21 protein-coding genes are annotated in these 25,543 nt (G+C 72.3%); 18 read left to right on the plus strand and 3 right to left on the minus strand.

Annotated elements, in window-relative coordinates; all coding sequences use genetic code 11:
* Positions 1–44: 44 nt before the first annotated feature.
* The 18 genes from ilvC to BRM3_RS10445 all read left to right on the plus strand — a co-directional run bounded on the left by ilvC (position 45) and on the right by BRM3_RS10445 (position 21,446).
* Positions 45–1,076 carry a ketol-acid reductoisomerase gene (gene ilvC / locus BRM3_RS10360; RefSeq protein WP_263593246.1) on the plus strand — a complete coding sequence of 344 codons (1,032 nt, stop codon included), beginning with the start codon at positions 45–47 and terminating at the stop codon, positions 1,074–1,076.
* A gap of 174 nt (positions 1,077–1,250) precedes the next feature.
* The gene (gene serA, locus BRM3_RS10365) at positions 1,251–2,855 is read left to right on the plus strand and encodes a phosphoglycerate dehydrogenase (RefSeq protein ID WP_263593247.1); all 1,605 of its coding nucleotides are present in this window, start codon (positions 1,251–1,253) and stop codon (positions 2,853–2,855) included.
* Positions 2,856–2,914: 59 nt separating this feature from the next.
* Positions 2,915–3,958 carry a 3-isopropylmalate dehydrogenase gene (locus BRM3_RS10370; RefSeq protein ID WP_263593248.1) on the plus strand — a complete coding sequence of 348 codons (1,044 nt, stop codon included), beginning with the start codon at positions 2,915–2,917 and terminating at the stop codon, positions 3,956–3,958.
* 49 nt (positions 3,959–4,007) lie between these two features.
* Positions 4,008–5,105: a branched-chain amino acid aminotransferase gene (locus BRM3_RS10375; protein ID WP_263593249.1), complete on the plus strand. Its 1,098-nt coding sequence runs from the start codon at positions 4,008–4,010 to the stop codon at positions 5,103–5,105.
* Positions 5,106–5,116: 11 nt separating this feature from the next.
* On the plus strand, positions 5,117–6,748 hold the full coding sequence (gene cimA / locus BRM3_RS10380; protein ID WP_263593250.1) for a citramalate synthase: 1,632 nt from the start codon (positions 5,117–5,119) through the stop codon (positions 6,746–6,748).
* Positions 6,749–6,855: 107 nt separating this feature from the next.
* Positions 6,856–7,548, plus strand: a complete 693-nt coding sequence (locus tag BRM3_RS10385) for a GntR family transcriptional regulator (RefSeq protein ID WP_263593251.1) — start codon at positions 6,856–6,858, stop codon at positions 7,546–7,548.
* Positions 7,549–7,610: 62 nt separating this feature from the next.
* Positions 7,611–8,441 carry an acetoacetate decarboxylase family protein gene (locus BRM3_RS10390; protein ID WP_263593252.1) on the plus strand — a complete coding sequence of 277 codons (831 nt, stop codon included), beginning with the start codon at positions 7,611–7,613 and terminating at the stop codon, positions 8,439–8,441.
* A 45-nt stretch (positions 8,442–8,486) separates the two neighbouring features.
* Positions 8,487–9,212, plus strand: a complete 726-nt coding sequence (locus BRM3_RS10395; protein WP_263593253.1) for an acetoacetate decarboxylase family protein — start codon at positions 8,487–8,489, stop codon at positions 9,210–9,212.
* Positions 9,213–9,249: 37 nt separating this feature from the next.
* Positions 9,250–9,378 (plus strand): hypothetical protein, encoded by a 129-nt coding sequence (locus BRM3_RS10400; RefSeq protein WP_263593254.1) that lies wholly within the window; start codon positions 9,250–9,252, stop codon positions 9,376–9,378.
* Positions 9,379–9,496: 118 nt separating this feature from the next.
* Positions 9,497–10,711 (plus strand): MFS transporter, encoded by a 1,215-nt coding sequence (locus BRM3_RS10405; RefSeq protein WP_263593255.1) that lies wholly within the window; start codon positions 9,497–9,499, stop codon positions 10,709–10,711.
* 66 nt (positions 10,712–10,777) lie between these two features.
* The gene (locus BRM3_RS10410; RefSeq protein WP_263593256.1) at positions 10,778–14,557 is read left to right on the plus strand and encodes a nitrate reductase subunit alpha; all 3,780 of its coding nucleotides are present in this window, start codon (positions 10,778–10,780) and stop codon (positions 14,555–14,557) included.
* Between the two features lie 65 nt (positions 14,558–14,622).
* The gene (gene narH, locus BRM3_RS10415; protein ID WP_263593257.1) at positions 14,623–16,272 is read left to right on the plus strand and encodes a nitrate reductase subunit beta; all 1,650 of its coding nucleotides are present in this window, start codon (positions 14,623–14,625) and stop codon (positions 16,270–16,272) included.
* Positions 16,272–17,081, plus strand: coding sequence for a nitrate reductase molybdenum cofactor assembly chaperone (gene narJ, locus BRM3_RS10420; RefSeq protein ID WP_263593258.1), 810 nt, complete (start codon positions 16,272–16,274; stop codon positions 17,079–17,081). The genes narH and narJ overlap by 1 nt, the downstream gene beginning before the upstream one ends.
* Entirely contained in the window at positions 17,078–17,812 is a 735-nt protein-coding gene (gene narI / locus BRM3_RS10425) for a respiratory nitrate reductase subunit gamma (protein ID WP_263593259.1), read from the plus strand. Before narJ ends, narI begins: the two co-directional genes overlap by 4 nt.
* Entirely contained in the window at positions 17,812–18,111 is a 300-nt protein-coding gene (locus BRM3_RS10430; RefSeq protein ID WP_263593260.1) for a DUF6457 domain-containing protein, read from the plus strand. The genes narI and BRM3_RS10430 overlap by 1 nt, the downstream gene beginning before the upstream one ends.
* A gap of 134 nt (positions 18,112–18,245) precedes the next feature.
* Positions 18,246–19,244, plus strand: a complete 999-nt coding sequence (locus BRM3_RS10435) for an ABC transporter ATP-binding protein (protein ID WP_263595442.1) — start codon at positions 18,246–18,248, stop codon at positions 19,242–19,244.
* Positions 19,241–20,860 carry an ABC transporter permease gene (locus tag BRM3_RS10440; protein WP_263593261.1) on the plus strand — a complete coding sequence of 540 codons (1,620 nt, stop codon included), beginning with the start codon at positions 19,241–19,243 and terminating at the stop codon, positions 20,858–20,860. The genes BRM3_RS10435 and BRM3_RS10440 overlap by 4 nt, the downstream gene beginning before the upstream one ends.
* 25 nt (positions 20,861–20,885) lie before the next feature.
* Positions 20,886–21,446 (plus strand): glycine cleavage system protein R, encoded by a 561-nt coding sequence (locus BRM3_RS10445; protein WP_263593262.1) that lies wholly within the window; start codon positions 20,886–20,888, stop codon positions 21,444–21,446.
* 3 nt (positions 21,447–21,449) lie between these two features.
* Here BRM3_RS10445 and BRM3_RS10450 read toward each other — a convergent pair whose 3' ends face one another.
* From BRM3_RS10450 to BRM3_RS10460, 3 genes are all read right to left on the minus strand, one after another.
* Positions 21,450–24,014 carry a DEAD/DEAH box helicase gene (locus BRM3_RS10450; protein WP_263593263.1) on the minus strand — a complete coding sequence of 855 codons (2,565 nt, stop codon included), beginning with the start codon at positions 24,012–24,014 and terminating at the stop codon, positions 21,450–21,452.
* A gap of 72 nt (positions 24,015–24,086) precedes the next feature.
* Positions 24,087–24,953 carry a hypothetical protein gene (locus BRM3_RS10455; protein WP_263593264.1) on the minus strand — a complete coding sequence of 289 codons (867 nt, stop codon included), beginning with the start codon at positions 24,951–24,953 and terminating at the stop codon, positions 24,087–24,089.
* Positions 24,950–25,531, minus strand: a complete 582-nt coding sequence (locus BRM3_RS10460; protein WP_263593265.1) for a PH domain-containing protein — start codon at positions 25,529–25,531, stop codon at positions 24,950–24,952. Before BRM3_RS10460 ends, BRM3_RS10455 begins: the two co-directional genes overlap by 4 nt.
* Positions 25,532–25,543: the final 12 nt, after the last annotated feature.

Consider the following 25,543-nt stretch of genomic DNA (forward strand, 5'->3'; position numbering starts at 1 on the left):
CCGAACCGACTGCACCGCCTCACCCCTATGAAGGAGCACATCTCGTGGCTGACATGTTCTACGACGACGACGCCGACCTCTCGCTCATCCAGTCCAAGAAGGTCGCCGTCATCGGCTTCGGCTCGCAGGGCCACGCCCACGCGCTGAACCTGCGCGACTCGGGCGTCGAGGTCCGCGTCGGCCTGCGCGAGGGCTCGGGCTCCCGCGAGAAGGCCGAGGAGCAGGGCCTCACGGTCGGCACCCCGGCCGAGGTCTCCGCGTGGGCCGACGTCGTCATGATCCTCGCGCCCGATCAGCACCAGCGCACGCTGTACGCCGAGGAGATCCGCGACAACCTCGAGGCCGGCAACGCCCTCTTCTTCGCGCACGGCTTCAACGTCCGCTTCGGCTACGTCGAGGCCCCCGAGGGCGTCGACGTGTGCATGGTCGCCCCCAAGGGCCCCGGCCACACCGTGCGCCGCGAGTACGTCGCGGGCCGCGGCGTCCCGGTCATCGTCGCCGTCGAGCAGGACGCGACGGGCGAGGCCTGGCCGCTCGCGCTGTCCTACGCCAAGGGCATCGGCGGCCTGCGCGCCGGCGGCATCCGCACCACCTTCACCGAGGAGACCGAGACCGACCTGTTCGGCGAGCAGGCCGTGCTGTGCGGCGGCATGAGCCACCTCGTGCAGGCGGGCTTCGAGACCCTCACCGAGGCCGGCTACCAGCCGGAGATCGCCTACTTCGAGGTGCTCCACGAGCTCAAGCTCATCGTCGACCTCATGATCGAGGGCGGCATCTCCAAGCAGCGCTGGTCGATCTCGGACACCGCCGAGTACGGCGACTACGTCTCGGGCCCCCGCGTCGTCGACGACCACGTCAAGGAGAGCATGAAGGCGGTGCTGTCCGACATCCAGGACGGCACCTTCGCCCAGCGCTTCATCGACGACCAGGACAAGGGCGCGGCCGAGTTCACCCAGCTGCGCGAGACCGAGGCCGGTCACCCGATCGAGGGCGTCGGCAAGGAGCTGCGCAAGATGTTCTCCTGGAACAAGGAGAACGTCGACGCGGACTACACCGAGGGCTCCGCCGCGCGCTGATCCGCACCGGCCCTCTCGAGGCCGGTCGCCGCTCGCGATCCGAGCGCGGCCGGCCTCGCCCGTCCCGCCCAGCAGCACCCCGCCGTGCATCTTGCATGGTGACCCCTGTGACCGCATCGCGGACACCCCACTAGGCTCAGCCCCATCGTCCAACCCACCCCCGGAGGTCAGATCGTGCCGCGTCCCGTCGTGCTCATCGCCGAAGAGCTCTCGCCCGCCACCGTCGAGGTCCTCGGCCCCGACGTCGAGGTGCGCCAGGTCGACGGCACCGACCGTGCGGCCCTCCTGGCCGCAGTCGCCGAGGCCGATGCCCTGCTCGTCCGCTCCGCCACCACGGTCGACGCCGAGGTGTTCGCCGCGGCGCCCCACCTCACGGTCGTCGCGCGCGCCGGCGTGGGCCTCGACAACGTCGACGTGCCCGCCGCGACCACCGCCGGCGCGATGGTCATCAACGCCCCGACCTCCAACATCACCTCGGCGGCCGAGCTCGCGGTGGCCCTCATCCTGGCGAGCCTGCGCCACCTGGGCCGGGCCGACGCCTCCGTCAAGGCCGGACGCTGGGAGCGCAAGCAGCTCACGGGCACCGAGCTGCTCGACAAGACGGTCGGCGTCGTCGGCTTCGGCCGCATCGGCCAGCTCGTCGCCGAGCGCCTGCGCCCCTTCGGCGTGCACCTGCTCGCCTACGACCCCTACGTCTCCCAGGCGCGCGCCGCCGAGCTGGGCGCGCGCGTGGTCGACCTCGAGGAGCTCATGAGCACGGCCGACGTCGTGACCGTGCACATGCCCAGGACCCCGGAGACCGTCGGCCTCATCGGCGAGGCTGAGCTCGCCCTCGCCAAGCCCGGCCTCCACGTCGTCAACGCCGCGCGCGGGGGCCTCATCGACGAGGAGGCCCTGTACCGGGCCCTCGCCGAGGGCCGGATCGCGGGCGCCGCCCTCGACGTCTACTCCTCCGAGCCCCCCACGGCCTCCGAGACCGCGGCCCGGCTGCTCGAGCTGCCGACCGTGACCCTCACGCCCCACCTGGGTGCCTCGACCGTGGAGGCCCAGGAGAAGGCGGGCGTGGCCGTGGCCCGCTCCGTGCGCCTCGCGCTCGCGGGCGAGCTCGTGCCCGACGCGGTCAACGTCGCCGGCGGTGCGATCGACGAGGACGTGCGGCCCGGGATCGCCCTGGCCGACCGGCTCGGCCAGGTGTTCACGGCGCTCGCCGCCGAGGCGCCCGAGCTGCTCGAGATCGTCGTGCGCGGCGAGATCGCCTCGCGCGACGTCACCGCGATCAAGCTCTCGGCGCTGCGCGGCATCTTCCGCCCGATCGTCACCGAGCAGGTCAGCTACGTCAACGCGCCCGTGCTCGCCGAGGAGCGCGGCATCCGCGTGGACCTCGTGACCGCGGAGGACCCCGACCGCTTCCGCAACGTGGTCCAGGTGCGCGGCACCCTGCGCGACGGCTCCGTGGTGTCGGTCTCGGGCACCCTGTCCGGGGTCTCCCAGGAGCACAAGCTCGTCGAGGTGGGCGGTCACGAGGTCGACACGCCCCTGTCCGACCACCTCATGTTCATCCGCTACGAGGACCGTCCCGGCCTGATCGGCCGCTACGGCGGCCTGCTCGGCGAGGCCGGCATCAACATCGCGGGCATGGTCGTCTCCCGCGAGGCGGGCACGGGCTCCGAGGCGCTCGTGATCCTGAACCTCGACCAGAGCGTCGACCAGCAGATCGCCGAGGACATCGGCGAGCAGATCGGGGCGACCCGCTGCCAGAGCGTCGACCTCGTCTACTGACCGCGGCCGCGACCGCGACCACCCCCCATCTCCGCGAACACAGAGGAACCCTGAAGCACATGAGCACCCTGAAGCTGGCCGTCATCGAGGGCGACGGCATCGGCCACGAGGTCGTCCCCGAGGGCCTGCGGGTCCTGGCCGCCGCGCTCGAGGGCAGCGACGTCACCGTCGAGACCACCCCCTTCGACCTCGGCGCGGGGCGCTGGCACCGCACGGGCGAGACCCTGACCGACGAGGACCTCGAGCGTCTCGCCGAGCACGACGCGATCCTGCTGGGCGCCGTCGGCGACCCCGACGTGCCCTCCGGCGTGCTCGAGCGGGGCATGCTGCTGCGCCTGCGCTTCGCCTTCGACCAGTACGTCAACCTGCGTCCCACCCGCCTGTTCACGGGGGTCTCCACGCCCCTCCAGGACCCGGGCCAGGTCGACTTCCTGGTGGTCCGCGAGGGCACCGAGGGCCCGTACGTCGGCAACGGCGGCACCCTACGCGAGGGCACGAAGGACGAGGTCGCGACCGAGGTCAGCCTCAACACCGCCCTCGGCGTCGAGCGTGTGGTCCGCTACGCCTTCGACCAGGCCGCCGCCCGCCGCGGGCACCTGACGCTCGTGCACAAGCACAACGTGCTCGTGCACGCCGGGCACCTGTGGCGCCGCATCGTCGAGCAGGTCGGGGCCGAGTACCCCCAGGTGAGCGTCGACTACGCCCACGTCGACGCCGCGACCATCTACCTCGTGACGGATCCGTCGCGCTTCGACGTGATCGTCACCGACAACCTGTTCGGCGACATCCTGACCGACCTGGCCGGCGCGATCGGCGGCGGCATCGGGCTCGCGGCGAGCGGCAACATCAACCCCACCGGCGCCTTCCCGTCCATGTTCGAGCCGGTCCACGGCTCCGCGCCCGACATCGCCGGGCAGGGCCTCGCCGACCCGACCGCGACCGTGCTCTCCGTCGCGCTGCTGCTCGACCACATCGGCCGGGCCGACGCCGCCGAGCGTGTGCGCCGCGCCGTCGAGCAGGATCTCGCGAGCCGCGCGGGACGCCCCGCCCGCTCGACGGCCCAGATCGGCACCGACCTCGCCGAGGCCGTCCGCGGCGCCTGAGCGCCGCGTAGTCTTCACCCCATCCACGTCACACCCCCGGAGGTTCACGGTGTCCCCGCTCTCGTTCCCTCAGGCTGATGCCACCCGCCGTGCCACGGACGACGAGCGCGCCGCCATCCTCGCCGCACCCGGCTTCGGCCAGCACTTCGCCGACTTCATGGCGCACGCCCGCTGGAACGCCGAGGGCGGCTGGGGCGGCGACGAGCTCGTGCCCTACGGCCCGCTCAGCCTCGACCCCGCCACGGCCGTCTTCCACTACGCGCAGGAGATCTTCGAGGGCCTCAAGGCCTTCCGCCACGAGGACGGCTCGGTGTGGACCTTCCGCCCCGAGAAGAACGCCGAGCGCATGCAGGCCTCGGCCCGTCGCCTTGCCCTGCCCGAGCTGCCCACCGAGGACTTCCTCGCCTCCCTGCGCACCGTGACCGCGGCCGACGAGCCGTGGGTCCCCGCGGTCGACCCGAGCGCCGAGCACTCCCTGTACCTGCGCCCGTTCATGTTCGCCTCGGAGTCCTTCCTGGGCGTGCGCGCCTCCCACACCGTCGACTACTACGTGATCGCCTCGCCCGCGGGCGACTACTTCCCGCGCGGCGTCGAGCCGCTCGTGGTGTGGATCTCCGACACCTACGCCCGCGCCGGCGCGGGCGGCACGGGCGCCGCCAAGTGCGGCGGCAACTACGCCTCCTCGCTGCTGGGCAAGAAGGAGGCCGCCGAGCACGGCGCCGACGAGGTCCTGTTCCTCGACTCCGAGACCCACACCCGGATCGACGAGCTGTCGGGCATGAACGTCTTCGCGATCACGGCCGACGGGCGGATCGTCACCCCCGAGCTGTCGGGCTCGATCCTGCCCGGCGTCACGCGCGACTCGATCCTGCAGCTCGCCGCGGACCGCGGCCTCGCCCCCGCCGAGGAGCGCCTCGACATGTCGAGCGTGCTCGACCAGGTGACCTCGGGCGACATCGTCGAGATGTTCGCGTGCGGCACCGCCGCCGTCATCACCCCGATCGGGGAGTTCCGCTCCAAGGACGGCTCCTGGCCGGTCGGCGGAGGCGGCTCGGGCGAGCACACCCTCGCCCTGCGCAAGGAGCTCACCGACATCCAGTACGGCCGGGCCGAGGACCGCCACGGCTGGCTGACCAGGCTCGTCTGAGGAGGCCCAGGATGTCCGCCCCGCATCCGCCCCCGCCCATCGACTCCTTCCACCTCTACGACACGACGCTGCGCGACGGCTCCCAGCAGGAGGGCCTGACGCTCTCGGTCGCCGACAAGCTCGCCGTCGCACGCCTGCTCGACGAGCTCGGCGTGACCTACATCGAGGGCGGCTGGCCCGGCGCCGTCCCGCGCGACACCGAGTTCTTCGCGCGGGCCCGCACCGAGCTCGAGCTCCATCACGCGCGCCTGGCCGCGTTCGGCGCCACCCGCAAGGCGGGCGCGGCGGTCGAGGAGGACGAGCAGGTGCGCGCCCTGCTCGACTCGGGCGCCCCCACGATCACCCTCGTGGCCAAGTCCGACCTGCGCCACGTCACCGGGGCCCTGCGCACCGACGGCCCCGAGAACCTCGCGATGGTGCGCGAGACCGTCGCCCACCTGGTCGCCGCGGGGCGCGAGGTGGTCATCGACGCCGAGCACTTCTTCGACGGCTTCCGCGCCGACGCCGACTACACCGCGTCCGTCGTCGTCGAGGCCTTCCGGGCCGGGGCGCGCGTGGTCGTGCTGTGCGACACCAACGGCGGCATGCTCCCGCACGACGTCGGCGAGATCGTCGCGGACCTGCAGGCGCGCCTCGCGGACGCGGGCCTCGCGGAGGCGCGGCTCGGCGCCCACACGCACAACGACTCGGGCTGCGCGGTCGCCAACGCCCTCACCGCGGTGCGCGGCGGCATCAGCCACGTCCAGGGCTGCGTCAACGGCTACGGCGAGCGCACCGGCAACGCGGACCTGCTCACGATGCTCGGCGACCTCCAGCTCAAGATGGGCCACGACCTCGTGCCCGCCGGCACGCTCGCCGAGGCGACCCGGATCGCGCACGCGATCGGCGAGATCGTCAACATGCCGGCCTCGCCCCGCGCGCCCTACGTCGGGACGAGCGCCTTCGCCCACAAAGCGGGGCTGCACGCCTCGGCGATCCGCGTGGACCCCGACCTGTACCAGCACATCGACCCGCGCCGCGTGGGCAACGACATGCGCATGATCATCTCCGACATGGCCGGGCGCGCCTCGATCGAGCTCAAGGGCCGCGAGCTGGGCTTCGACCTGGCAGGGGAGAAGAACCTGCTGGGGCGCCTCGCCGCGCGCGTCAAGCAGCGCGAGGCCGAGGGCTACTCGTACGAGGCGGCGGACGCCTCCTTCGAGCTGCTGCTCATGGACGAGATGGGCCGTGTGCCCCGATACTTCGACGTCGAGTCGTGGCGGGCCAGCTCCCACCAGCTGCGCGACGGCACCCTCGAGACCGAGGCGACCGTCAAGCTCTCCGAGCCGGGGGACGGCGACGGCCGCTCGGTCGCGCTCGCCGAGGGCAACGGTCCCGTCAACGCGCTCGACCTCGCGCTGCGCTCCGCGCTGCGGGGCCGCTACCCGCTCATCGACGAGTTCGAGCTGCTCGACTTCAAGGTGCGCATCCTCGACGCCCACCACGGCACCGACGCGACGACGCGCGTGCTGATCCGCACCGCGGGGGACGGCATCGAGTTCCAGACGGTGGGCGTGGGCCCCAACATGATCGAGGCCTCGTGGGAGGCCATCGCCGACGCGTACACCTACGGGCTGTACAAGGCGGGCATCGCGCAGCCCTGAGAGGATGAGGACGGAGACCGTCCGAGCGGCGCACGAGTCCGCTGGCGGACCGTGACGGCGCGGTGACGGTCCGGGAGCGGACCGGCCACGGTCGTGAAGGGACGAGAGTGAGCGACATCGGACAGAGCCTCGCCGGACGCGCGTATCGCGAGCTCTGGCAGCGCATCGTGCACCTCGACTACCCGCCGTTGACCCCGCTCCACGAGAAGGCGCTGAGCCAGGAGCTCGGGATGGGCCTCTCGCCCGTCCGGCAGGCGCTGCGCCGCCTCGAGTACGACGGCCTCGTGATGATCCTGCCGCGGCGCGGGACCCTCACGACCGAGGTCGGCCTGCACTCGCTGCAGTGGGAGCTCGAGATCCGCGAGGAGCTCGAGGGCTTCGCCACCGCGCTCGCGGCCAGGCGCGGCTCGCGGCGCGAGCACGAGGAGCTGCTCCGGCACATCGCCACGATGGACGAGCTCGCGTCGCACGAGAGCGACCTCCCCACGCTCATGCGGTTCACCGACGCCGACAGCGCCTTCCATCGCATGATCTACCGGCAGACGCGCAATGACAGCCTGATCGTGGATCTGGAGCGGCACTTCGCCCACGCCCTGCGGATCTGGAACTACTGTCACCGCAGCCAGTCGATCGATCGGCCGTCCTTCACGCTCGACGCGTACGACATGGGCAGCTATCGGGACGTCGCGCTCGCCGTGAACGACCGCGACGCCGAGGCGGCCCGGGAGGCGATGCGCGATCACGTGCGGCGCGACACGACCGCTGCGCTCGCCCTCCTGCGCGATCTCGACGCCGGCTGACCGGGCGCGATGCCTGGTCCGTGGTCCTGAGCGGGGGTCTTGGACACCCAACTGAAATTTCAGTGGTATGTTCAGGTGATCACGGTCACCCCGATGGCCGTGCCCCCGGACCCGAGCACGAAGGACCCCTGAAGAGCGCCTCGTACGACCCCCGCCGGTACTTCACCGTCCTGGGCTACGACCCGGGCGACCAGGAGTACGCGTGCACGGATCTGGCCACGCTCAACGTCTACTGCCGAGGCGACCGCGAGCAGCTCTCCGCGCTCGTCGGCGTCACCCCCTTCGAGCTCACGAGCGACGTGTTCGTGCTGACCGTCGCCGACTTCGCGAACTGCACGATGACGCAGGGCCGGTACTTCGACGGGGGAGCCATCCTGCCCATCGCGTACGGCGAGCATCGTGGCGGCACCTACTTCTTCGAGTTCGAGGACGAGCACTGGAGCACCGCGGCCGGACGCGAGCTGTGGGGATACCCCAAGCGGTACGCCAAGATCTCGTTGGACAAGGACGACCGCGGCGCGCGCGGCACCATCTGGCACTACGACACGCCCATCCTCGACATCGCGCTCGAGTTCGACGACGCCGTGAGCGGCGAGGGCTGGGCCGATGCGGTGCTGTCCCCGACCCTCCAGGTGCGCGCCGTGCCCGAGCTCGACGGGCCCTCGTACTCCCAGTTCGACATCTCCCTGCGCGACACCGCCGCGAACTTCGTGCTCACCGAGCGGCGCCTCGGCCGCGCGAGCGCCCAGGTCGGACGCATCGACATCGGCTCGGACATCCTCGACGGCGCGGCGCTCGAGATCCTCGAGGTCCTGGGCGGGGAGTACGTCCTCGGGGACTTCGCCGCCACGCACGCGCACGGCACCCCGATCGTGCTCGACTCCCTCGTCTGAGCACCGCCGCCCCCGCCCCCGACAGACAGGACGACATCGTGACCTATGACCTCGCGCTTCACCGGGATGATGCCGGGCGACACCACCTACGAGGTGGACGGCCTCCGGCAGCTGTGGATCTACTGCCGCGGCGACCGGGACCAGCTCGAGCACCTCGTCGGGCACCTGCCGTTCGGCCTGCAGGACGACGTCTTCGTGCTGGGCATGGCGGACTTCTCCGCGGGGCCGGGATGGACGGACGCGAGCGTCGTGCTGCCGATCACGTTCGAGGGCCGCAGGGGCGGCACGTACTGCTTCGAGTACGAGGACCAGCACACCTCGGTGGCGATGGGACGGGAGGCCTGGGGGTACCCCAAGGCCCTCGCCCGGATGACCTGGGACGAGGACGCCTCGGGACTGCACGTCCGGGTCGACGACTACGACACCGAGGTCTTCGAGGCCGACGTCGTGCTCGACGACGCCGTGGACGACGCCGCGTGGAGCCATCTGAGCATCTACCCCCAGTACCAGGTCAGGGCGGTCCCCCAGAAGAACGGGCCGGGCTTCGACAGCATGGAGGTCGTCAGCCGCGACCCCTCGGTCGACGAGATCGTGCAGGAGAGGCACCTGGGGCGAGCCCGCGTGGACATCGGCACGGTCGACATCGCCAACCGCATCCTCGGCGGGCGCCGCCTCGAGGTCGTCGACGTGCTCGGGGCCGAGCTCCGGGTCAGCGACTACCGCTCCACCTCGGAGAACGGCGTGCCCCGCACCGTGCAGAGGCTGGTCTGAGCCGAGCACGACGGCACGGCCGGAGAGGAAGGATCGCATGTTCCGTCCGGATCACGACATCGCCCTGCTGACCTGCCGCCCGAACGACGAGATCGAGCAGGAGTTCACGGCCGCGATGGACGTGCTGGGCGCGGAGAAGGAGCGCCCCCGGGCCGCGGCGGCCTGACCACCGCCGCACGGCGAGGATCGGGACCATCGGTTCCGGCGGCGCGCGGAGGCTACCCTAGCCTGGACCGATCGGCCCGCCCCGGCCGTCGCCCCTCGCTTCCCGCCCCGGAGGTTCCATGTCCTCGCCCCGCCCTGCCGCGCCCGCCGTCGCCGACCAGGCCGATCCCCGCTCACCCGGCCAGGCGCGCCTGGCCCTCACCCTCGCGACCGTCGGCTTCGGGCTCAACTTCTGGGCCTGGGCGCTGCTCAGCCCGCTCGGTCCGGTGTTCGTCTCCCAGGGCATCGCGACGGACGCGGCGCTGCTGGTCGCGATCCCCGTGCTCGTCGGCTCGCTCGGCCGCATCCTGGTGGGCGCCCTGACCGACCGCTTCGGCGGCCGCACGATGTTCCCGATCCTGTCGATCGCGACGATCGTGCCCGTGCTGTTCCTCGGCGTCCTGGGCCAGCACAGCTACCCGATGATCCTGCTCGGCGGCTTCTTCCTCGGCGTCGCCGGGACGACCTTCGCGATCGGCGTCCCGTACGTCAACTCGTGGTTCCCGGCCGCCAAGCGCGGCATGGCCACCGGCATCTACGGCGTGGGCATGGGCGGCACCGCCATCAGCGCGTTCGCGACGGTGCCGCTGTGGCGCCACGTGGGCCCCGTCGCGCCGTTCGTGATCGTCGCGATCGTGCTGGCCGTCTACGCCGTCGTGGCGTGGCGCCTCATGCCCACCTCGCCCACCTGGACGCCCGTCACCAAGAACCTCGCCGCGCAGCTCGGCGGCGTCATGCGCATCCCGCTGACCTGGCAGACCGCGTACCTGTACGCCGTCTCCTTCGGCGGCTACGTCGCCTTCTCGGTCTTCCTGCCCACGATGCTGACCACGTGGTACGACCTCGAGCTGTCGGACGCCGCGTTCCGCATGGCCGGGTTCGTCGTGGTCGCCGTCATCATGCGGCCCGTCGGCGGCACCCTCGCCGACCGCCTCGGCGCCGTGCGGACCCTGCTCGTGGCCTACGCGCTCGTGAGCGTCGCCGCCGTCGTGCTGGCCTTCCATCCGGGCCTCATGCCGCTCGGCACGATCGCCTTCATCGTCATGGCGATGGGCCTCGGCCTCGGCTCGGGCGCCGTGTTCGGCCTCATCGGGCAGACCGCCGACCCCGCGCAGGTCGGCTCGATCACCGGGTTCGTCGGCGCCGCCGGGGGACTGGGCGGCTTCGTGCCCCCGCTCGTCATGAGCGCCGTGCACGGCGCGACCGGCAGCTACTCCGCCGGCGTCGTGCTGCTCCTGATCGCGGCGCTCGCCGCGATCGGCGTCACCGTCGTCGTGGGCCGGCGCGCCCGCTGACGGCGGCGGCGCCCCGCCGCGCACCCCGCTTCATGACCGTTCGCCCCGCGTCCTGAGGAGGACCCCGTGACCACCCGCAGCACCCAGCCCGACCGCCCCGAGACCGCCCCCGAGGGGAAGCGTCCCGGCGTCGACTCCTCCCTCGTCGACGCGCTCATCGGCACCCGCCGGATCTTCAGCCGCCGCGAGCGGATCTCCGAGGACAACCGCTTCACCCAGCGCGTCGGCGGCCGCAGCGGCGACACCTTCTACCGCGACCGCTGGAGCCACGACAAGGTGGTGCGCTCGACCCACGGCGTCAACTGCACCGGCTCGTGCTCGTGGAAGGTGTTCGTCAAGGACGGCGTCATCACGTGGGAGGCCCAGGAGACCGACTACCCCACGGCCGGCCCCGACCGGCCCGAGTACGAGCCCCGCGGCTGCCCTCGCGGCGCCTCGTTCTCGTGGTACACCTACTCGCCCACCCGCGTGCGCTACCCCTACGTGCGCGCCGAGCTGCTGCGCATGTTCCGCGAGGAGCGGGCCCGCGTGCCCGGCGGCGACCCCGTCCTGGCCTGGCGCAACATCGTCGAGGACCCCGTCAAGGCACGGCGCTACAAGTCCGTGCGCGGCAAGGGCGGCCTCGTGCGCGCCGACTGGGACGAGGCGCTCGACCTGGTCGCGGCGGCCTACGTGCACACCGTCAAGGAGTACGGTCCCGACCGCGCGACCGGGTTCAGCCCCATCCCCGCCATGAGCCAGGTGTCGTTCTCCTCGGGCGCCCGCTTCCACCAGCTCATCGGCGGCTCGATGCTGTCCTTCTACGACTGGTACGCCGACCTCCCGCCGGCGAGCCCGCAGGTGTTCGGCGACCAGACCGACGTGCCGGAGTCCGGCGACTGGTGGGACGCGAGCTACCTCATCATGTGGGGCTCGAACGTGCCGCTGACCCGCACCCCCGACGCGCACTGGATGGCCGAGGCCCGCTATCGCGGCCAGAAGGTCGTCTCGGTCGCCCCCGACTACGCCGAGAACGTCAAGTTCGCCGACGAATGGCTCGCCCCGCACCCCGGCACCGACGCGGCGCTCGCGATGGCGATGGGCCACACCATCCTGCGCGAGTTCTTCGTCGAGAGGACCACGCCCTTCTTCCACGACTACGTGACCCGCTACACCGACCTGCCCTTCCTGGTGCGCCTCGAGCGGCGCGAGGACGGCGCGCTCGTGCCCGGCAAGATGGTGGTCGCCTCCGACCTCGAGGCCGACGGCCTCGACGACGCGACCGAGGCCGAGCGCACGAGCGAGCACGCCGACTTCAAGCCGATGCTGTTCGACGTCGCGACGGGCACGCCGCGGGTGCCCCACGGCACGCTCGGCCATCGCTACTCGAGCGACGGCGAGGGCCGCTGGAACCTCGAGCTGGGCGACATCGAGCCGGCCCTGTCCCTCCTGGACCACCGCGAGGACGTCGCCGAGGTGCTGCTGCCGCGCTTCGACACCGTGGGCCAGGGCGGCCGCGGCGACGTGGCGCGCGGGGTGCCCGTGCGACGTCTCGGCGACGACCTCGTGACGACCGTCTTCGACCTGCTGCTGGCCGAGTACGACGTCGGCCGCGAGGGGCTGCCCGGACAGTGGGCCACGGGCCTCGACGACGCCGAGGCCCTCTACACGCCCGCGTGGCAGGAGGGCATCACGGGCGTGCCCGGCCCCGCCGCCGCCCGCATTGCCCGCGAGTTCGCGACCAACGCGATCGACTCGGGCGGCCGCTCGATGATCATCATGGGCGCCGGCACCAACCACTGGTTCCACTCCGACACGATCTACCGCACCTTCCTCACGCTCACCACCCTGTGCGGCACCCAGGGCCGCAACGGCGGCGGCTGGGCCCACTACGTCGGCCAGGAGAAGGTGCGGCCCATCACCGGCTGGCTGCACCTGGCCAATGCGCTCGACTGGTCGCGGCCGCCGCGCCAGATGACCCAGACCACCTACTGGTACATGCACACCGACCAGTGGCGGTACGACACCTTCGGCGCCGACACCCTCGCGGCGACCACCGGCGCCGGCCGCTTCGCGGGCACCACCACGGCCGACGCCGTCGCGCTGTCCCAGCGCCTGGGCTGGCAGCCGTTCTTCCCGCAGTTCGACGTGTCGAGCCTCGAGGTCGCCGACCGGGCCGCGGAGGCGGGGGAGGAGACGATCCCGTACCTCGTGGACCGCCTCAAGGACGGCTCGATCCGCTTCGCCGCCGAGGACCCCGACGACCCGCGCAACTTCCCGCGCATCTGGTCGATCTGGCGGGCCAACACGCTCGGCTCCTCCGCCAAGGGCGACCAGTACTTCTTCAAGCACCTCCTCGGCGTGGACTCGGCGGTCAGCGCCGAGGAGACCCCGCCGGAGTTCCGCCCGCGCGACGTCACGTGGCGCGACGAGGCCCCGATCGGCAAGGTCGACCTGGTGCTGACGCTGGACTTCCGCATGACCAGCCACACCCTGCACTCGGACGTCGTGCTGCCCGCCGCCACGTGGTACGAGAAGCACGACCTCTCGACGACCGACATGCACCCGTTCATCAACTCCTTCAACCCCGCGATCTCCAATCCGTGGGAGTCGCGCACGGACTGGGAGACGTGGTCCTCGATCGCGCGTCGCTTCAGCGAGCTGGCCGCGACCCACCTGGGCACGCGCACGGACGTCGTCGCGTTCCCCCTCCAGCACGACACGCCCGGGGAGCTCGCCACGCCCCACGGGCGGGTGCTCGACTGGAAGAAGGGGGAGTGCGAGGCGGTGCCCGGGCGCACCATGCCGACCCTCGTCGAGGTCGAGCGCGACTACACCCAGATCCACGCGAAGTTCACGAGCATCGGGCCGCTGCTCGAGAAGCTCGGGATGGCCACCAAGGGCGTCGCCTACGACGTGAAGCCGTACGTCGCCGCGCTCCACCGGCTCAACGGCACCCATGCGCGCACCGGCACGGTCGCCGACGGCCGCCCGCGCCTGGTCACCGACCGTCAGGCGTGCGAGTTCATCCTGTCGCTGTCGGGCACCTCCAACGGGCACATGGCGACCCAGGGCTTCGAGACGCTCGAGAAGCGCACGGGCACGCGCCTCGCGGACCTCGCCGCCGAGAACGAGGGCCGCCAGATCCGCTTCGCCGACACCCAGGCCGCGCCGGTGCCCGTGATCACGAGCCCCGAGTGGTCCGGCTCGGAGTCCGGGGGCCGGCGCTACAGCCCCTTCACGATCAACGTCGAGCGCAAGAAGCCGTGGCACACCCTCACGGGGCGCCAGCACTTCTATCTCGACCACGACTGGCTGCTCGAGATGGGCGAGATGCTGCCGACGTTCCGGCCGCCGCTGGACATGACGGCCCTGTTCGGCGAGACGCCGCTCGGGGACACCGACGGGGTCGGGATCTCGGTGCGCTACCTGACGCCCCACAACAAGTGGGCGATCCACTCGATGTACATGGAGAACTTCTTCATGATGAACCTCTCGCGCGGCGGGCAGACCATCTGGATGAGCGTCGAGGACGCGCGCGCCGTCGGCATCGAGGACAACGACTGGATCGAGGCGGTCAACCGCAACGGCGTGGTCGCGGCCCGCGCGGTCGTCAGCCACCGCATGCCCCGCGGCACGGCGTTCATGCACCACGCCCAGGACCGCACGGTCAACGTGCCGCTCACCGAGCGCGACGGCCGCCGCGGCGGCATCCACAACTCCCTGACCCGCATCATGCTCAAGCCCTCCCACCTGATCGGCGGGTACGGCCAGCTGTCCTACGCGTTCAACTACTACGGCCCGACCGGCAACCAGCGCGACGAGGTGACGATGATCCGCAAGCGCACTGCCCCCGTCGAGTACTGACCCATCCCGTGACCCGCCGTCCCGACCGCCCCCGGGACCGCGGCAGAATCCGAAGGAGGGCATTCATGAAGGTCATGGCGCAGATGTCGATGGTGATGAACCTCGACAAGTGCATCGGCTGCCACACCTGCTCGGTGACGTGCAAGCAGGCGTGGACCAATCGCTCGGGCACCGAGTACATCTGGTTCAACAACGTCGAGACCCGGCCCGGCCAGGGCTACCCCCGCGGGTACGAGGACCAGGAGAAGTGGCGCGGCGGCTGGGAGATCGGGCGCAACGGCCGCCTGCACCTCAAGGCCGGCGGCCGCCTCACCAAGCTGCTCCAGCTGTTCTCCAACCCCAAGCTCCCGGGCATCGAGGACTACTACGAGCCGTGGACGTACGAGTACGACACGCTGCTGACCGCGCCCGAGCAGAAGAACATTCCGACGGCCCCGCCGAAGTCCCTCATCACGGGCGAGCGGGTGCAGATCGACTGGTCGGGCAACTGGGACGACGACCTCGGCGGCACCTACGCCCACAAGGACAAGGACCCGATGCTCAAGGGCATCGAGGACAAGGTGTCCCTCGAGTTCGACAAGACCTTCATGTTCTACCTGCCCCGCATCTGCGAGCACTGCCTGAACCCGTCGTGCGCGGCCTCGTGCCCCTCGGGCGCGATCTACAAGCGCGAGGAGGACGGCATCGTCCTGGTGGACCAGGACGGCTGCCGCGGCTGGCGCATGTGCGTGACCGGCTGCCCGTACAAGAAGATCTACTTCAACCACCGCACCGGCAAGGCCGAGAAGTGCACGTTCTGCTACCCGCGCATCGAGGCCGGCGAGCCGACCGTGTGCGCCGAGACCTGCGTGGGCCGCCTGCGCTACCTCGGCCTCGTGCTGTACGACGCCGACGCGGTGACCGCGGCCGCCTCGACCCCGGACGAGAAGGACCTCTACCGGGCCCAGCGCGACCTCATCCTCGATCCGCACGACCCCGAGGTGATCGCGGGCGCCAAGGCCTCCGGGATCTCCCACGACTGGATCCTCGCGGCCCAGCGCTCGCCCACCTACGCGCTCATCAAGGAGTACGAGGTGGCACTGCCGCTGCACCCGGAGTACCGCACCATGCCGATGGTCTGGTACATCCCGCCGCTGTCCCCGGTCATCGACGTCGTGCGCGACACGGGCTACGACGCCGAGGACGCCGAGAACCTGTTCGCCGCGATCGACGCGCTGCGCATCCCCGTGGAGTACCTCGCCAACCTGTTCACGGCGGGCGACGTGCCCACCGTCGAGCGGGTGCTGTACCGGATGGCGGCGATGCGCTCGTACATGCGCGACATCAACCTGGGCGCCGAGCCGAAGGAGGGCATCGCCAACGCCGTCGGCATGGAGGGGTGGCGCATGCAGGAGATGTACCGCCTGCTGGCCCTGGCCAAGTACGACGAGCGGTACGTGATCCCCGTGGGCCACTACGAGAGCGCCCACAACCTCGAGGGCATCTCGACCGACTGCCCGCTCAACGCCCCGGGCGGCCCCGGCATGGCCAACATGGCGTTGCCCGAGGAGTCGATGGGCATGGCCGGGCCCGGCTACGGCGAGAAGCGCGCGGCGGCCGAGGCCGAGGGCTTCGTGCCCCGCCCCGAGCGGGGTCGCGTGAACCTGTTGAACTGGGACGGGCAGGGCAGGCCCGCGGGCCTGTTCCCGCGCACCTCCGAGACGGGAGGCGTCTGATGGGACTGCTCGCCCGAGTCCTCGACCGCGGCGCCGGGCCGACCGCGCACCCGCGCGGCGACGTGCGCGACCCCCTGCACGCGAGCGGCCTCGCGCTCGACGAGCTGCGGGCCACCTGGGCGTGCGCCTCGTGGCTCATCGGCTACCCGGGGCCCGAGATGCTCGCCCAGCTGCCGACCATCCGCGCCGTCGCCCGCAGCGTGCCGGGCAGGGCGGGCGTCGCGCTCGGCGAAGCCGTCGCCGCGCTCGCCGGGAACGACCTCATCGAGCTGCAGGAGGCCTACGTCGACACGTTCGACACGCGGCGCCGCGGATGCCTGTACCTCACCTACTTCAGCCAGGGCGACACCCGCCGACGCGGGATGGCGCTCGTGCGCATCAAGCAGGACTTCCGCCGGGCGGGCGTCGAGCTCGGCGACGACGAGCTGCCCGACCACCTGGGCGTCGTGCTCGAGTTCGCCGCAGGGCACGACGCCGAGGCGGGCGCGAAGATCCTGCGCCAGAACCGGGCCGGGGTCGAGCTGCTGCGCCTGCACCTCGAGGAGATCGACTCGCCCTGGAACGGGGTGCTGCGAGCGGTGTGCGCGACGCTGCCGCCGCTCGACGCGGACGACCGCGAGGCCGTCCTGCGCCTGGCCGCCGAGGGCCCCGAGGAGGAGCTCGTGGGGCTCGACGGCTACGGCGCCGAACCCGGGACGGCGCCGAGCGCGCTGCCCGGAGGGGGATGCTCGAGCCACGACGGCCCCGGCGCCCCCGCGGCCCGTCCCGGGCCCGTCGACATCGAGATCATGAGAGGTCGTGCACGATGACCGTTCCCTACTCCCCGCTGGAGATCTTCCTGTGGGCCGTCGTGCCCTACGTCGCGCTCGCGGTGTTCGTGCTCGGCCACGTCTGGCGCTTCACCCAGGACCGCTTCGGCTGGACCACCCGCTCCAGCCAGATCTACGAGTCCAAGCTCCTGCGCATCGGCTCGCCGATGTTCCACTTCGGGATCATCGGCATCTTCTTCGGTCACGTCATCGGGCTCGGCATCCCGCAGTCCTGGACCCGGGCCCTCGGCATCCAGGACCATTGGTACCACCTGTTCGCGGCGTCGGTCGGGCTCGCGGCGGCCATCGCGTGCGTGGGCGGGCTGCTGATCCTGCTGTACCGCCGCCGCTCCAACGCGCGCGTGTTCGGCGCGACGACGGTCGGCGACAAGATCATGTACCTGAGCCTCTCGCTCACGATCGGCTTCGGGGTGCTCGCGACCCTCGTGCACACGACGCTGGGCGACTACAACTACCGCGAGGGCGTCTCGATCTGGTTCCGCCAGTTCTGGCTGCTGCACCCGGACATCGGCCTCATGGGCCACGCCCCGATCTTCTTCCAGCTGCACATCCTCTCGGCGATGCTGCTGTTCGCGATCTGGCCGTTCACGCGCCTCGTGCACGTGTTCGCCGTGCCGCTGGGCTATCTCACCCGCCCCTACATCGTGTACCGGTCCAAGGACCCGCGCCGCGAGGCCGAGCGCCGCGGCTGGGAGAAGGTGAGGTTCTGATGCCCACGACCCCGCCCGGCGGCAAGGCGCCGGTGACGCAGCAGGAGGACTGGGCCACCGTGCTCGAGCCGTGGCTCGCGGACATGGTGGACGCGCTGGGCCTGGACGGCGCCGAGCTCGACGTCGACCGCGTCCACGAGACCACGGGCGTGGTCGCGCACGAGGTGCAGCGGTCGATGGCACCGATCGCCTCGTTCCTCGTGGGCGTCGCCGTGGGACGCGGCCTCCCGCTCGAGCGGGCGTGCCGGGTCCTCGAGGACGCGACGATGCGCCGGGAGGGCACGCGGCGCAGCGCGTGACCGGCTCGCAGACGGGCCTGTCGGTCCCTTGACCCGCGGTGTCGGCGGGTCCACAGTGCAGGGGTGACGACGGCCGACCGGCCGCCCCACGTGGCACCGGGAGCGCGATCCGCCCCGGAGGACGAGGCATGACGATGGCTGACGCGATCGAGATCCACGACCTGACCAAGACGTTCGGGCGCACCCGGGCCCTCGACGGGCTCGACCTGACGGTCGCGACGGGGGAGGTGCGCGGGTTCCTCGGCCCCAACGGTGCGGGCAAGTCCACGACCATCCGGATCCTGCTGGGCTTCCTGCGGCCCGATGCCGGGACGGCCCGGGTCCTCGGCGGCGACGCGTGGCGCGACGCGCCCCGGCTGCACCGCCGTCTCGCCTGTGTGCCGGGCGACGTCTCGCTGTGGCCCAACCTGAGCGGGGGAGAGGCGATCGACCTGCTCGCCCGGGCCCGCGGCAGCCTCGACGTGCGCCGGCGCGACGAGCTCGTCGAGCGCTTCGAGCTCGACGTGCGCACGAAGGGCCGCAGCTACTCCAAGGGCAACCGGCAGAAGGTCGCGCTCGTCTCGGCGCTCGCCTCCGACGTCGAGCTGCTCCTGCTCGATGAGCCGACCTCGGGCCTGGACCCGCTCATGGAGCGCACCTTCCGCGAGGTGATCGCCGAGGAGAAGGCACGAGGCCGCACCGTGCTGCTCAGCTCGCACATCCTCTCGGAGGTCGAGGCGCTGTGCGACACGGTCTCCATCATCAAGGACGGGCGCATCGTCGAGTCCGGTCCCCTCGAACGGCTGCGCCACCTCCAGCGACTCCACGTGACCGCCGTCCTCGGCCGCAGGCCCGAGGGCTTCGACGCGCTGCCCGGCGTGCACGGCGTCGAGATCGACGGGGACCGGCTCACCCTGCAGGTCGAGGCCGAGGCCATGGCGCCCGTGCTCGAGCTGCTCGCCCGCAGCGACGTCCGCAGCCTCACCTCCGTGCCGCCCACGCTCGAGGAGATCTTCGTGCGCTACTACGACGGCCGCGGCACGGCACCGGGCGACGGGCCGGCACGGCAGACACCACAGGCACCGCAGGCACGGCAGGCAGAGCCGGCGCGGCGCCACGGGCGCCATGCGGCGCGAGGCGGCGAGGCGCGATGACCGGGCTCGCGACGGTGCTGCGGCTCCAGGCGCGTCGCAGCCTCGTGTTCTGGGGGATCTGGGTGCTGGTGCTGCTGTCGATGATGCCGCTGACCATCTCCCAGTACCCGACACTCGTCCCGGCGGGAGCGGCCGGCGATGCGATGGTCACCCAGCTCGCCGCGAACCCGACCATGCGCGCGATCCTCGGCCCGCCGTTCGACCTGAGCACCGCGGGAGGCTTCGCGTTCTGGAGGGTCGGCGCGTTCACGGCGGCCGCCGCCGCGCTCATGTCCGTGTTCGGCGTCATCCGGGCCACCCGCGCGGAGGAGGAGACCGGCCGGCTCGACCTCGTGCGCGCCGGAGCGGTCGGGCGCCACGTCCCGCTCGTCGCCGCGTTCGTCCTCGCCCTCGTGGCCGACGTCGTGCTCGGCGCGCTGCTGCTGCTCGCCCTGGCGGCGCTCGGCACCCCCGTGGTCGGCGCTCTCGCCTCGGCCCTCGCGATCGCCGCGACGGGCGCCGCGTTCACGGGCGTCGGCGCCCTGATCGCCCAGGTGTTCACGACCGCGCGCGCCGCCCGGGCCTGGGCCTGCGGGGTCGCCGTCGGCGGCCTGTACCTGCTGCGCGCGGTCGTCGACGGCTCCGAGGACCCGACGCGGGCGCCCGCGAGCGGCGTGCTGCCGTGGCTGAACCCGCTGTCCTGGCCCGCGCTCGTGCGCCCCTACGCCCACGAGAGGTTCTGGGTGCTGCTGCTCCCGTTCGCGCTCACCGCGGTGCTCGTCGTGCTCTCCGTGGTGCTCGAGTCCCGCCGCGACCTAGGATCGGGCCTCGTCGCCGCGCGCGAGGGCCCCGCGCGCGGCCCACGGGGCCTGCGGTCGGCCGGGGCGCTCGCCTGGCGCCTCTCGCGCGGCGGCGTGATCGGCTGGAGCGTCGCGATGATCGTCACCGGCCTCGCGATCGGCTCCCTCGCGGCGCAGGCGACCGCCGCCGCCCAGGACAGCCCGGGCCTGTCGGGCGTGCTGGAGCGGCTGGGCGGGGACCCGGGCCGGATCACCGACGCGTTCCTGGGTGCGATGGCGGGGCTCGTGGTCGCCATCCTGACCCTCGGCGCGACGAGCCTGCTCACGCGCGCCCACGCCGAGGAGGTCGAGGGGCACGCCGAGCTGGTGCTCGCGACGGCGACGAGCCGGCCGCGGTATCTCGGCGGCCACGTCGTGATCGCCGTCGCGACCGGAGTCCTGCTCGCGGTCCTCACGTGCGCGCTCATGGGCCTCGCGCTCGCCGGCACCGCCGGCGGGGGACGCAGCGGCGCCATGGCCCTCGCGGGCCTCGCCCTCGTGCCCGGGGTGCTGCTCGTGCTCGGGGTCGCGACGGCGCTCCTGGGCTGGGTGCCGCGCCTGCTCGTGCTCGTGTGGGTGCTCCTGGGCTGGTCGCTGTTCGCCGCGTGGGTCGGCGCGCTGCTGCGCTTCCCGAGCTGGCTGATCGAGCTCACCCCGTGGGGCCACCTGCCGCATCTGCCCGGTCCCGCCGTGTCGGGGGAGGCGTGGGACGCGATCGTGGTCGAGACCGTGCTCGCCCTCGTGCTCCTCGTCGTGGGACTGGTCGGGTTCCGGCGTCGCGATCTGGCCGGGCGGTGAGCCGCCATCCGCTAGGGTGACGCCCATGACCACCCTCGTGCTCACGGCGATCGGCGACGACCGCGAAGGCCTCGTCTCCGCCCTGTCCGGCGCGGTCGCCGAGCACGGCGGCAACTGGCTCGACAGCCAGTTCGCGCGCCTGGCCGGTAAGTTCTCCGGCGTCGTGCTCGTCGAGCTGGACCCCGCCCGGGCCGACGACCTGGGCCGCGCCATCGTGTCCCTGCTCGACACCGTCGGCTGGCGCGTCGAGATCACGCCCGTCCAGGAGCCCATGCCGGCCGGGGTGCACGCGCCCTCGACCGCGGCCCCGATGCGGCTGCACCTCGTCGGCCAGGACCGCCCCGGCATGGTGCGCGAGGTGTCCTCGACGCTCGCCGCGCAGCACGTGACGATCGACGAGTTCCGCTCCTGGACGTCCGCCGCGCCCGAGGGCGGCGGCGTGCTGTTCGAGGTCGACGCGGTCGTGAGGCTCGGCGAGGGCGCCCAGGAGGGCGACCTGCGCGACGCCCTCGAGACGATCGCCGCCGAGCTCATGGTCGACCTCGACCTCGAGGCCGCCCGCGTCGAGACCGGCGCCCGCGGCTGAGCCTCAGTAGCCGCCGACCTCCCCGACCGCGGTGATCGCGAGTACGGGCTCGCCCGCCTCGTCGGTCGCCTCGAGATCGAGATCCGCCTCGATCGCCCAGTCGTGGTGGCCCTGCGGGTCGTCGAGCAGCTGGCGGACGTGCCACACCCTCGACTCCTCGTCGATCACGAGGAGCTGCGGCGACCGCGCCGAGCCGTCGATGCCGACCTCGTCGTACGTGTCGTAGTACGCGTCCATCGCCTCGGCCCAGCGCCGCCGGTCCCAGCCCGAGGCCGCGTCGAGCTGCCCCAGCCGCTCCTCACGCTCGAAGGCGAACAGCTCGACGCGTTGCCACATCGCGGCCCTCACCATCTGGCGCAGCACCTTCGTCTGGGCCGAGAGCGCGCGCGGCGTGCTCGGTCGCAGCGCGCTCGCCGCGTCGTCCTCGGCGTCCTCGGGATGGGCGAGCGCCTCCCACTCGTCGAGCAGCGAGGAGTCGATGCCGCGCACGAGCACCCCGAGCCACTCGATGACGTCCTCGAGCTCGTCGGTGCGCAGGTCCTGGGGGATCGTGCGGCGCATCGCCTGGTACGCGTCCGAGAGGTAGCGCAGCACGATGCCCTCGGAGCGCTGCAGGCCGTAGCGCTGCACGAACTCGCTGAAGGTCTGGCCGGTCTCGTAGATCTCGCGGACCACGGACTTGGGCGAGAGATCGTCCTCGCGCACCCACGGGTGATGCCGCCGGTAGATCTCGAGCGCCGCCTCGAGATCGTCGGCGAGCGGCTTGGGCCACGTGACCTCGTCGAGCAGAGCCATCCGCTCGGTGTACTCGACGCCATCGGCCTTGAGCTCGGCGAGCAGCTCGCCCTTGGCGGCGCTCTGCTGCGCCAGCAGGATCTGGTGCGGGTCCTCGAGGATCGCCTCGATGATCGAGACCGTGTCCATCGTGAGGGTCTCGGACTCCTCGTCGAGGGAGTCGATCATCGCGATCGCGAACGGTGCGAGCGGCTGGTTCATGGTGAAGTCGAGCTGCAGGTCCTCGGTCAGCACGATCCGCCGTCCCAGATGGTCGGGCTCGGCGAGCACCTCGACGATGTCGGCGTCCCGCAGCCCCCGCAGCAGCTCGAGGGCCTGGCGCGCGAGCGCGACCTGCTGGGTGCGCGTCTGGTGGGAGGCGTAGATCAGGTGGCGTCCTGCGGCGACCGCGTCGCCAGGGCGGCTCACGAGCGCGAGCAGCATCGAGGACGTGATCCGCAGGTGCGGGCGCAGCGGCTCGGGAGGGTTCTCGACCAGACGCGCGAGGTTCGCCTCGGACCAGGTCACCGCGCCGTCGGGGATCTTGGGCTTGGGCTCCTTCTTGCGCTTCTTGGCGTTGTTGGGGACCGCGCCCGTCTCCTGGCGGGCGGCGTGCTTGGCGCGCTCGCGCTCGAACTCGATCGTCCACTCGGGGGCCTGCACGACCACGTGGCCCACCGTGTCGAAGCCCGCCCGGCCCGCGCGTCCGGCGATCTGGTGGAACTCCCGCGCGTTGAGCAGCCGCGTGCGCCGGCCGTCGTACTTGGCCAGGCCGGTGAGCAGCACCGTGCGGATGGGCACGTTGATGCCGACCCCCAGGGTGTCGGTGCCGCAGATGATCTTGAGCAGGCCGGACTGGGCCAGACGCTCGACGAGCCGGCGGTACTTCGGCAGCATGCCGGCGTGGTGGACGCCGATGCCCTGGCGCACGAGACGCGACAGGATCTGCCCGAATCCCTTGGAGAAGCGGAAGTCGCCGATCAGCTCCCGGATCCGCTCCTGCTCCTCGCGGTCCAGGACCTTCGTGCCGGCGAGGGCCTGCGCCTGCTCGAGCGCGTCCTTCTGGGTGAAGTGGACGATGTAGACGGGCGCGTCCCGTTCGGCGAGGATGCGCTGGATCGTGTCCGGCAGCGGCTCGAGCGACCAGCGGAAGTCGAGCGGCACGGGCCGCGGAGCGTCCGCGACCACGGTGACCCCGCGATCGGTGCGGGCCTCGAGGTCCTCGACGAAGAAGGACACGTCCCCGAGGGTCGCGCTCATGAGCACGAACTGGCAGCGGGGCAGCTCCACGAGCGGCACCTGCCAGGCCCAGCCCCGCTGGGAGTCGCCGTAGAAGTGGAACTCGTCCATCACGGCGAGGCCGACATCGGAGGTCTCGCCGTCGCGCAGCGCGTGGTTGGCGAGGATCTCGGCGGTGCACACGATGATGGGGGCGTCGTGGTTGACCGACGAGTCGCCCGTCATCATGCCGACCATGTCGGCGCCGAACATGGCGACCAGGTCGAAGAACTTCTCCGAGACGAGCGCCTTGATGGGAGCCGTGTAGTAGGCGCGCTCGCCGCGGGAGACGGCGGCGAAGATCGCCGCGTAGCCGATCGTGGTCTTGCCCGACCCGGTCGGCGTCGCGGCGATCACGTGGTCCCCGCTCGCGACCGCGAGCAGCGCCTCCTCCTGGTGCGGGTAGAGGCTGCGTCCCACGGCCTCCTGGCTCGCGAGGAACCCGTCCACGATCGCCTCGGGATCGGTGACGGGGTGCGCAGGCGTGCCGGGCAGGAAGGGGGCGAGGGAGGGCATGGGGCCAGTCTGCCAGGCACCGGGCGCGGTCCCGACGTGCGGGGGCGGCCTCCCCGGCGGGCGGCGCGGACGTCAGTCGGCGGCTGCGTCCCGATCCTCAGGGGAGAGCGCGTCGATCCTCACGAGCGATGCCGCGAGGTCCTCGATCCCGGCGGGGTCGGCCAGGGCGGCGCGCAACGGGGTGTCCGAGGCGGGATCCGACCTCTCCTCGTCGCCTTCGACGAGCGCGAGACCACGGGGGCCGGCGAGCACGAGGAGCCGATCTCGCGCACCGTCCCGGCGGTCGAGCACCTGGACCCGTGAGCGGCGACGCGCGTCCTCGAGCACGGGCCCCACCTGCGGGTCCGCGAGCAGCTCGTCCCAGGTGCCGACGGCGCTGGCCGGGTCGACGGCGGGCACCTCGGGCGGCAGGAGCCGGCCCACCAGGAGGCGCGCCGCGTGCTCGCGGTCGCACATCGCGAAGTGGTGCAGGCCGTCCGGGGACACCTGCTCGACCAGGACGCTGCCGTCATGGTCGACGAACATCACGACGATCGTGACGCGATCCTGCAGCGGCCCCTCGATGCGCACGACGAGGGGCGACAGGACACGGCGGGCGAGGATCCCCGTCAGGAGCGCGTCGGGCACGTAGGCGGACGGGTCCCCCTCGACCCGTCGCCCCTCGGCCTGCGCCACGGCGGACTCGGGGGCCAGGACGCCGCGGGCCAGGAGCGACCGCGCGGCCGACAGCCGTGCCTCGGCGCGCGAGAACCCGGTCGGGCGGGACTCCCGCCCGTCGACCCACGGCAGGTCGAAGCCGGCGAGCGCGTCCTCGTCGACGAGCGCGATGATCTCCTCGTCGGTCAGGCTGGGCAGCGGACGTCCCGCGCCGGCCGCATGCGGGGCGAGGGCTCCTGCGGCGGCGACCTGGCGTGCGGTGGCGGGCGGGGGAGTGCTCATCGACGGCTCCTGTCCTCGAAGGGGGCTGCGGGAAGCGGGCGGGGCGCCGGCGCGCCGAACTCGCCGCGCAGGTAGCGGCGATGGGCGTCGACAGCGGCCCGGACGGGGCGTGCCGGGCTGCGGATGTCGGGGCCGTGGTCGTCCGGGCTCTCGCCCCGGCGGAGGGCGAAGCGCGCGGCCGTGATCGGCGAGCGCACCACGGTGCCGTCGTGCAGCACCACCTCGGCGCCGCCGCGGTCCTGGGGGCGGCCGGAGATCCGCACGAGCTGCACGTCCGACCAGGGGATGCGGCGGCCGCCGAGCTGCCCGGTGACCGTGATGCCGCGGGTGGTCACGCTGAACGCCGGCCGCAGGCCGAGCACCACGAGGACCGCGGGCAGGCCGATCACGAGGAGGGAGCCCAGGACGGACCACGAGGTGGGCCCGTCGCCCCGTGCGAGCAGGGATGCGTTCCAGGCCGCGGCGAGCACGACCAGGACGAGGATCAGGGCGGCGCCCGCGAGGCGCAGCCACGGAGCCGTCCGCGCGCGGTAGAGAACGACCTCGGGGGGCGCGGCCCCCACGCTCGTGGCGTCCATGGCTCGCCCCCG

The sequence above is a fragment of the Brachybacterium huguangmaarense genome, from assembly GCF_025725725.1.
Classification (GTDB): Bacteria; Actinomycetota; Actinomycetes; order Actinomycetales; family Dermabacteraceae; genus Brachybacterium; species Brachybacterium huguangmaarense.

What these genes read in the sequence shown, in the direction of transcription:
- BRM3_RS10370 (WP_263593248.1), top strand. Translation starts at nt 2,915, where the DNA reads ATGAGCACCCTGAAGCTGGCCGTCATCGAGGGCGACGGCATCGGCCAC.
- cimA (WP_263593250.1), top strand. Translation starts at nt 5,117, where the DNA reads ATGTCCGCCCCGCATCCGCCCCCGCCCATCGACTCCTTCCACCTCTAC.
- BRM3_RS10395 (WP_263593253.1), top strand. Translation starts at nt 8,487, where the DNA reads ATGACCTCGCGCTTCACCGGGATGATGCCGGGCGACACCACCTACGAG.
- BRM3_RS10400 (WP_263593254.1), top strand. Translation starts at nt 9,250, where the DNA reads ATGTTCCGTCCGGATCACGACATCGCCCTGCTGACCTGCCGCCCGAAC.
- BRM3_RS10405 (WP_263593255.1), top strand. Translation starts at nt 9,497, where the DNA reads ATGTCCTCGCCCCGCCCTGCCGCGCCCGCCGTCGCCGACCAGGCCGAT.
- narH (WP_263593257.1), top strand. Translation starts at nt 14,623, where the DNA reads ATGAAGGTCATGGCGCAGATGTCGATGGTGATGAACCTCGACAAGTGC.
- narJ (WP_263593258.1), top strand. Translation starts at nt 16,272, where the DNA reads ATGGGACTGCTCGCCCGAGTCCTCGACCGCGGCGCCGGGCCGACCGCG.
- narI (WP_263593259.1), top strand. Translation starts at nt 17,078, where the DNA reads ATGACCGTTCCCTACTCCCCGCTGGAGATCTTCCTGTGGGCCGTCGTG.
- BRM3_RS10430 (WP_263593260.1), top strand. Translation starts at nt 17,812, where the DNA reads ATGCCCACGACCCCGCCCGGCGGCAAGGCGCCGGTGACGCAGCAGGAG.
- BRM3_RS10435 (WP_263595442.1), top strand. Translation starts at nt 18,246, where the DNA reads ATGGCTGACGCGATCGAGATCCACGACCTGACCAAGACGTTCGGGCGC.
- BRM3_RS10440 (WP_263593261.1), top strand. Translation starts at nt 19,241, where the DNA reads ATGACCGGGCTCGCGACGGTGCTGCGGCTCCAGGCGCGTCGCAGCCTC.
- BRM3_RS10445 (WP_263593262.1), top strand. Translation starts at nt 20,886, where the DNA reads ATGACCACCCTCGTGCTCACGGCGATCGGCGACGACCGCGAAGGCCTC.
- BRM3_RS10450 (WP_263593263.1), bottom strand. Translation starts at nt 24,014, where the DNA reads ATGCCCTCCCTCGCCCCCTTCCTGCCCGGCACGCCTGCGCACCCCGTC.
- BRM3_RS10455 (WP_263593264.1), bottom strand. Translation starts at nt 24,953, where the DNA reads ATGAGCACTCCCCCGCCCGCCACCGCACGCCAGGTCGCCGCCGCAGGA.
- BRM3_RS10460 (WP_263593265.1), bottom strand. Translation starts at nt 25,531, where the DNA reads ATGGACGCCACGAGCGTGGGGGCCGCGCCCCCCGAGGTCGTTCTCTAC.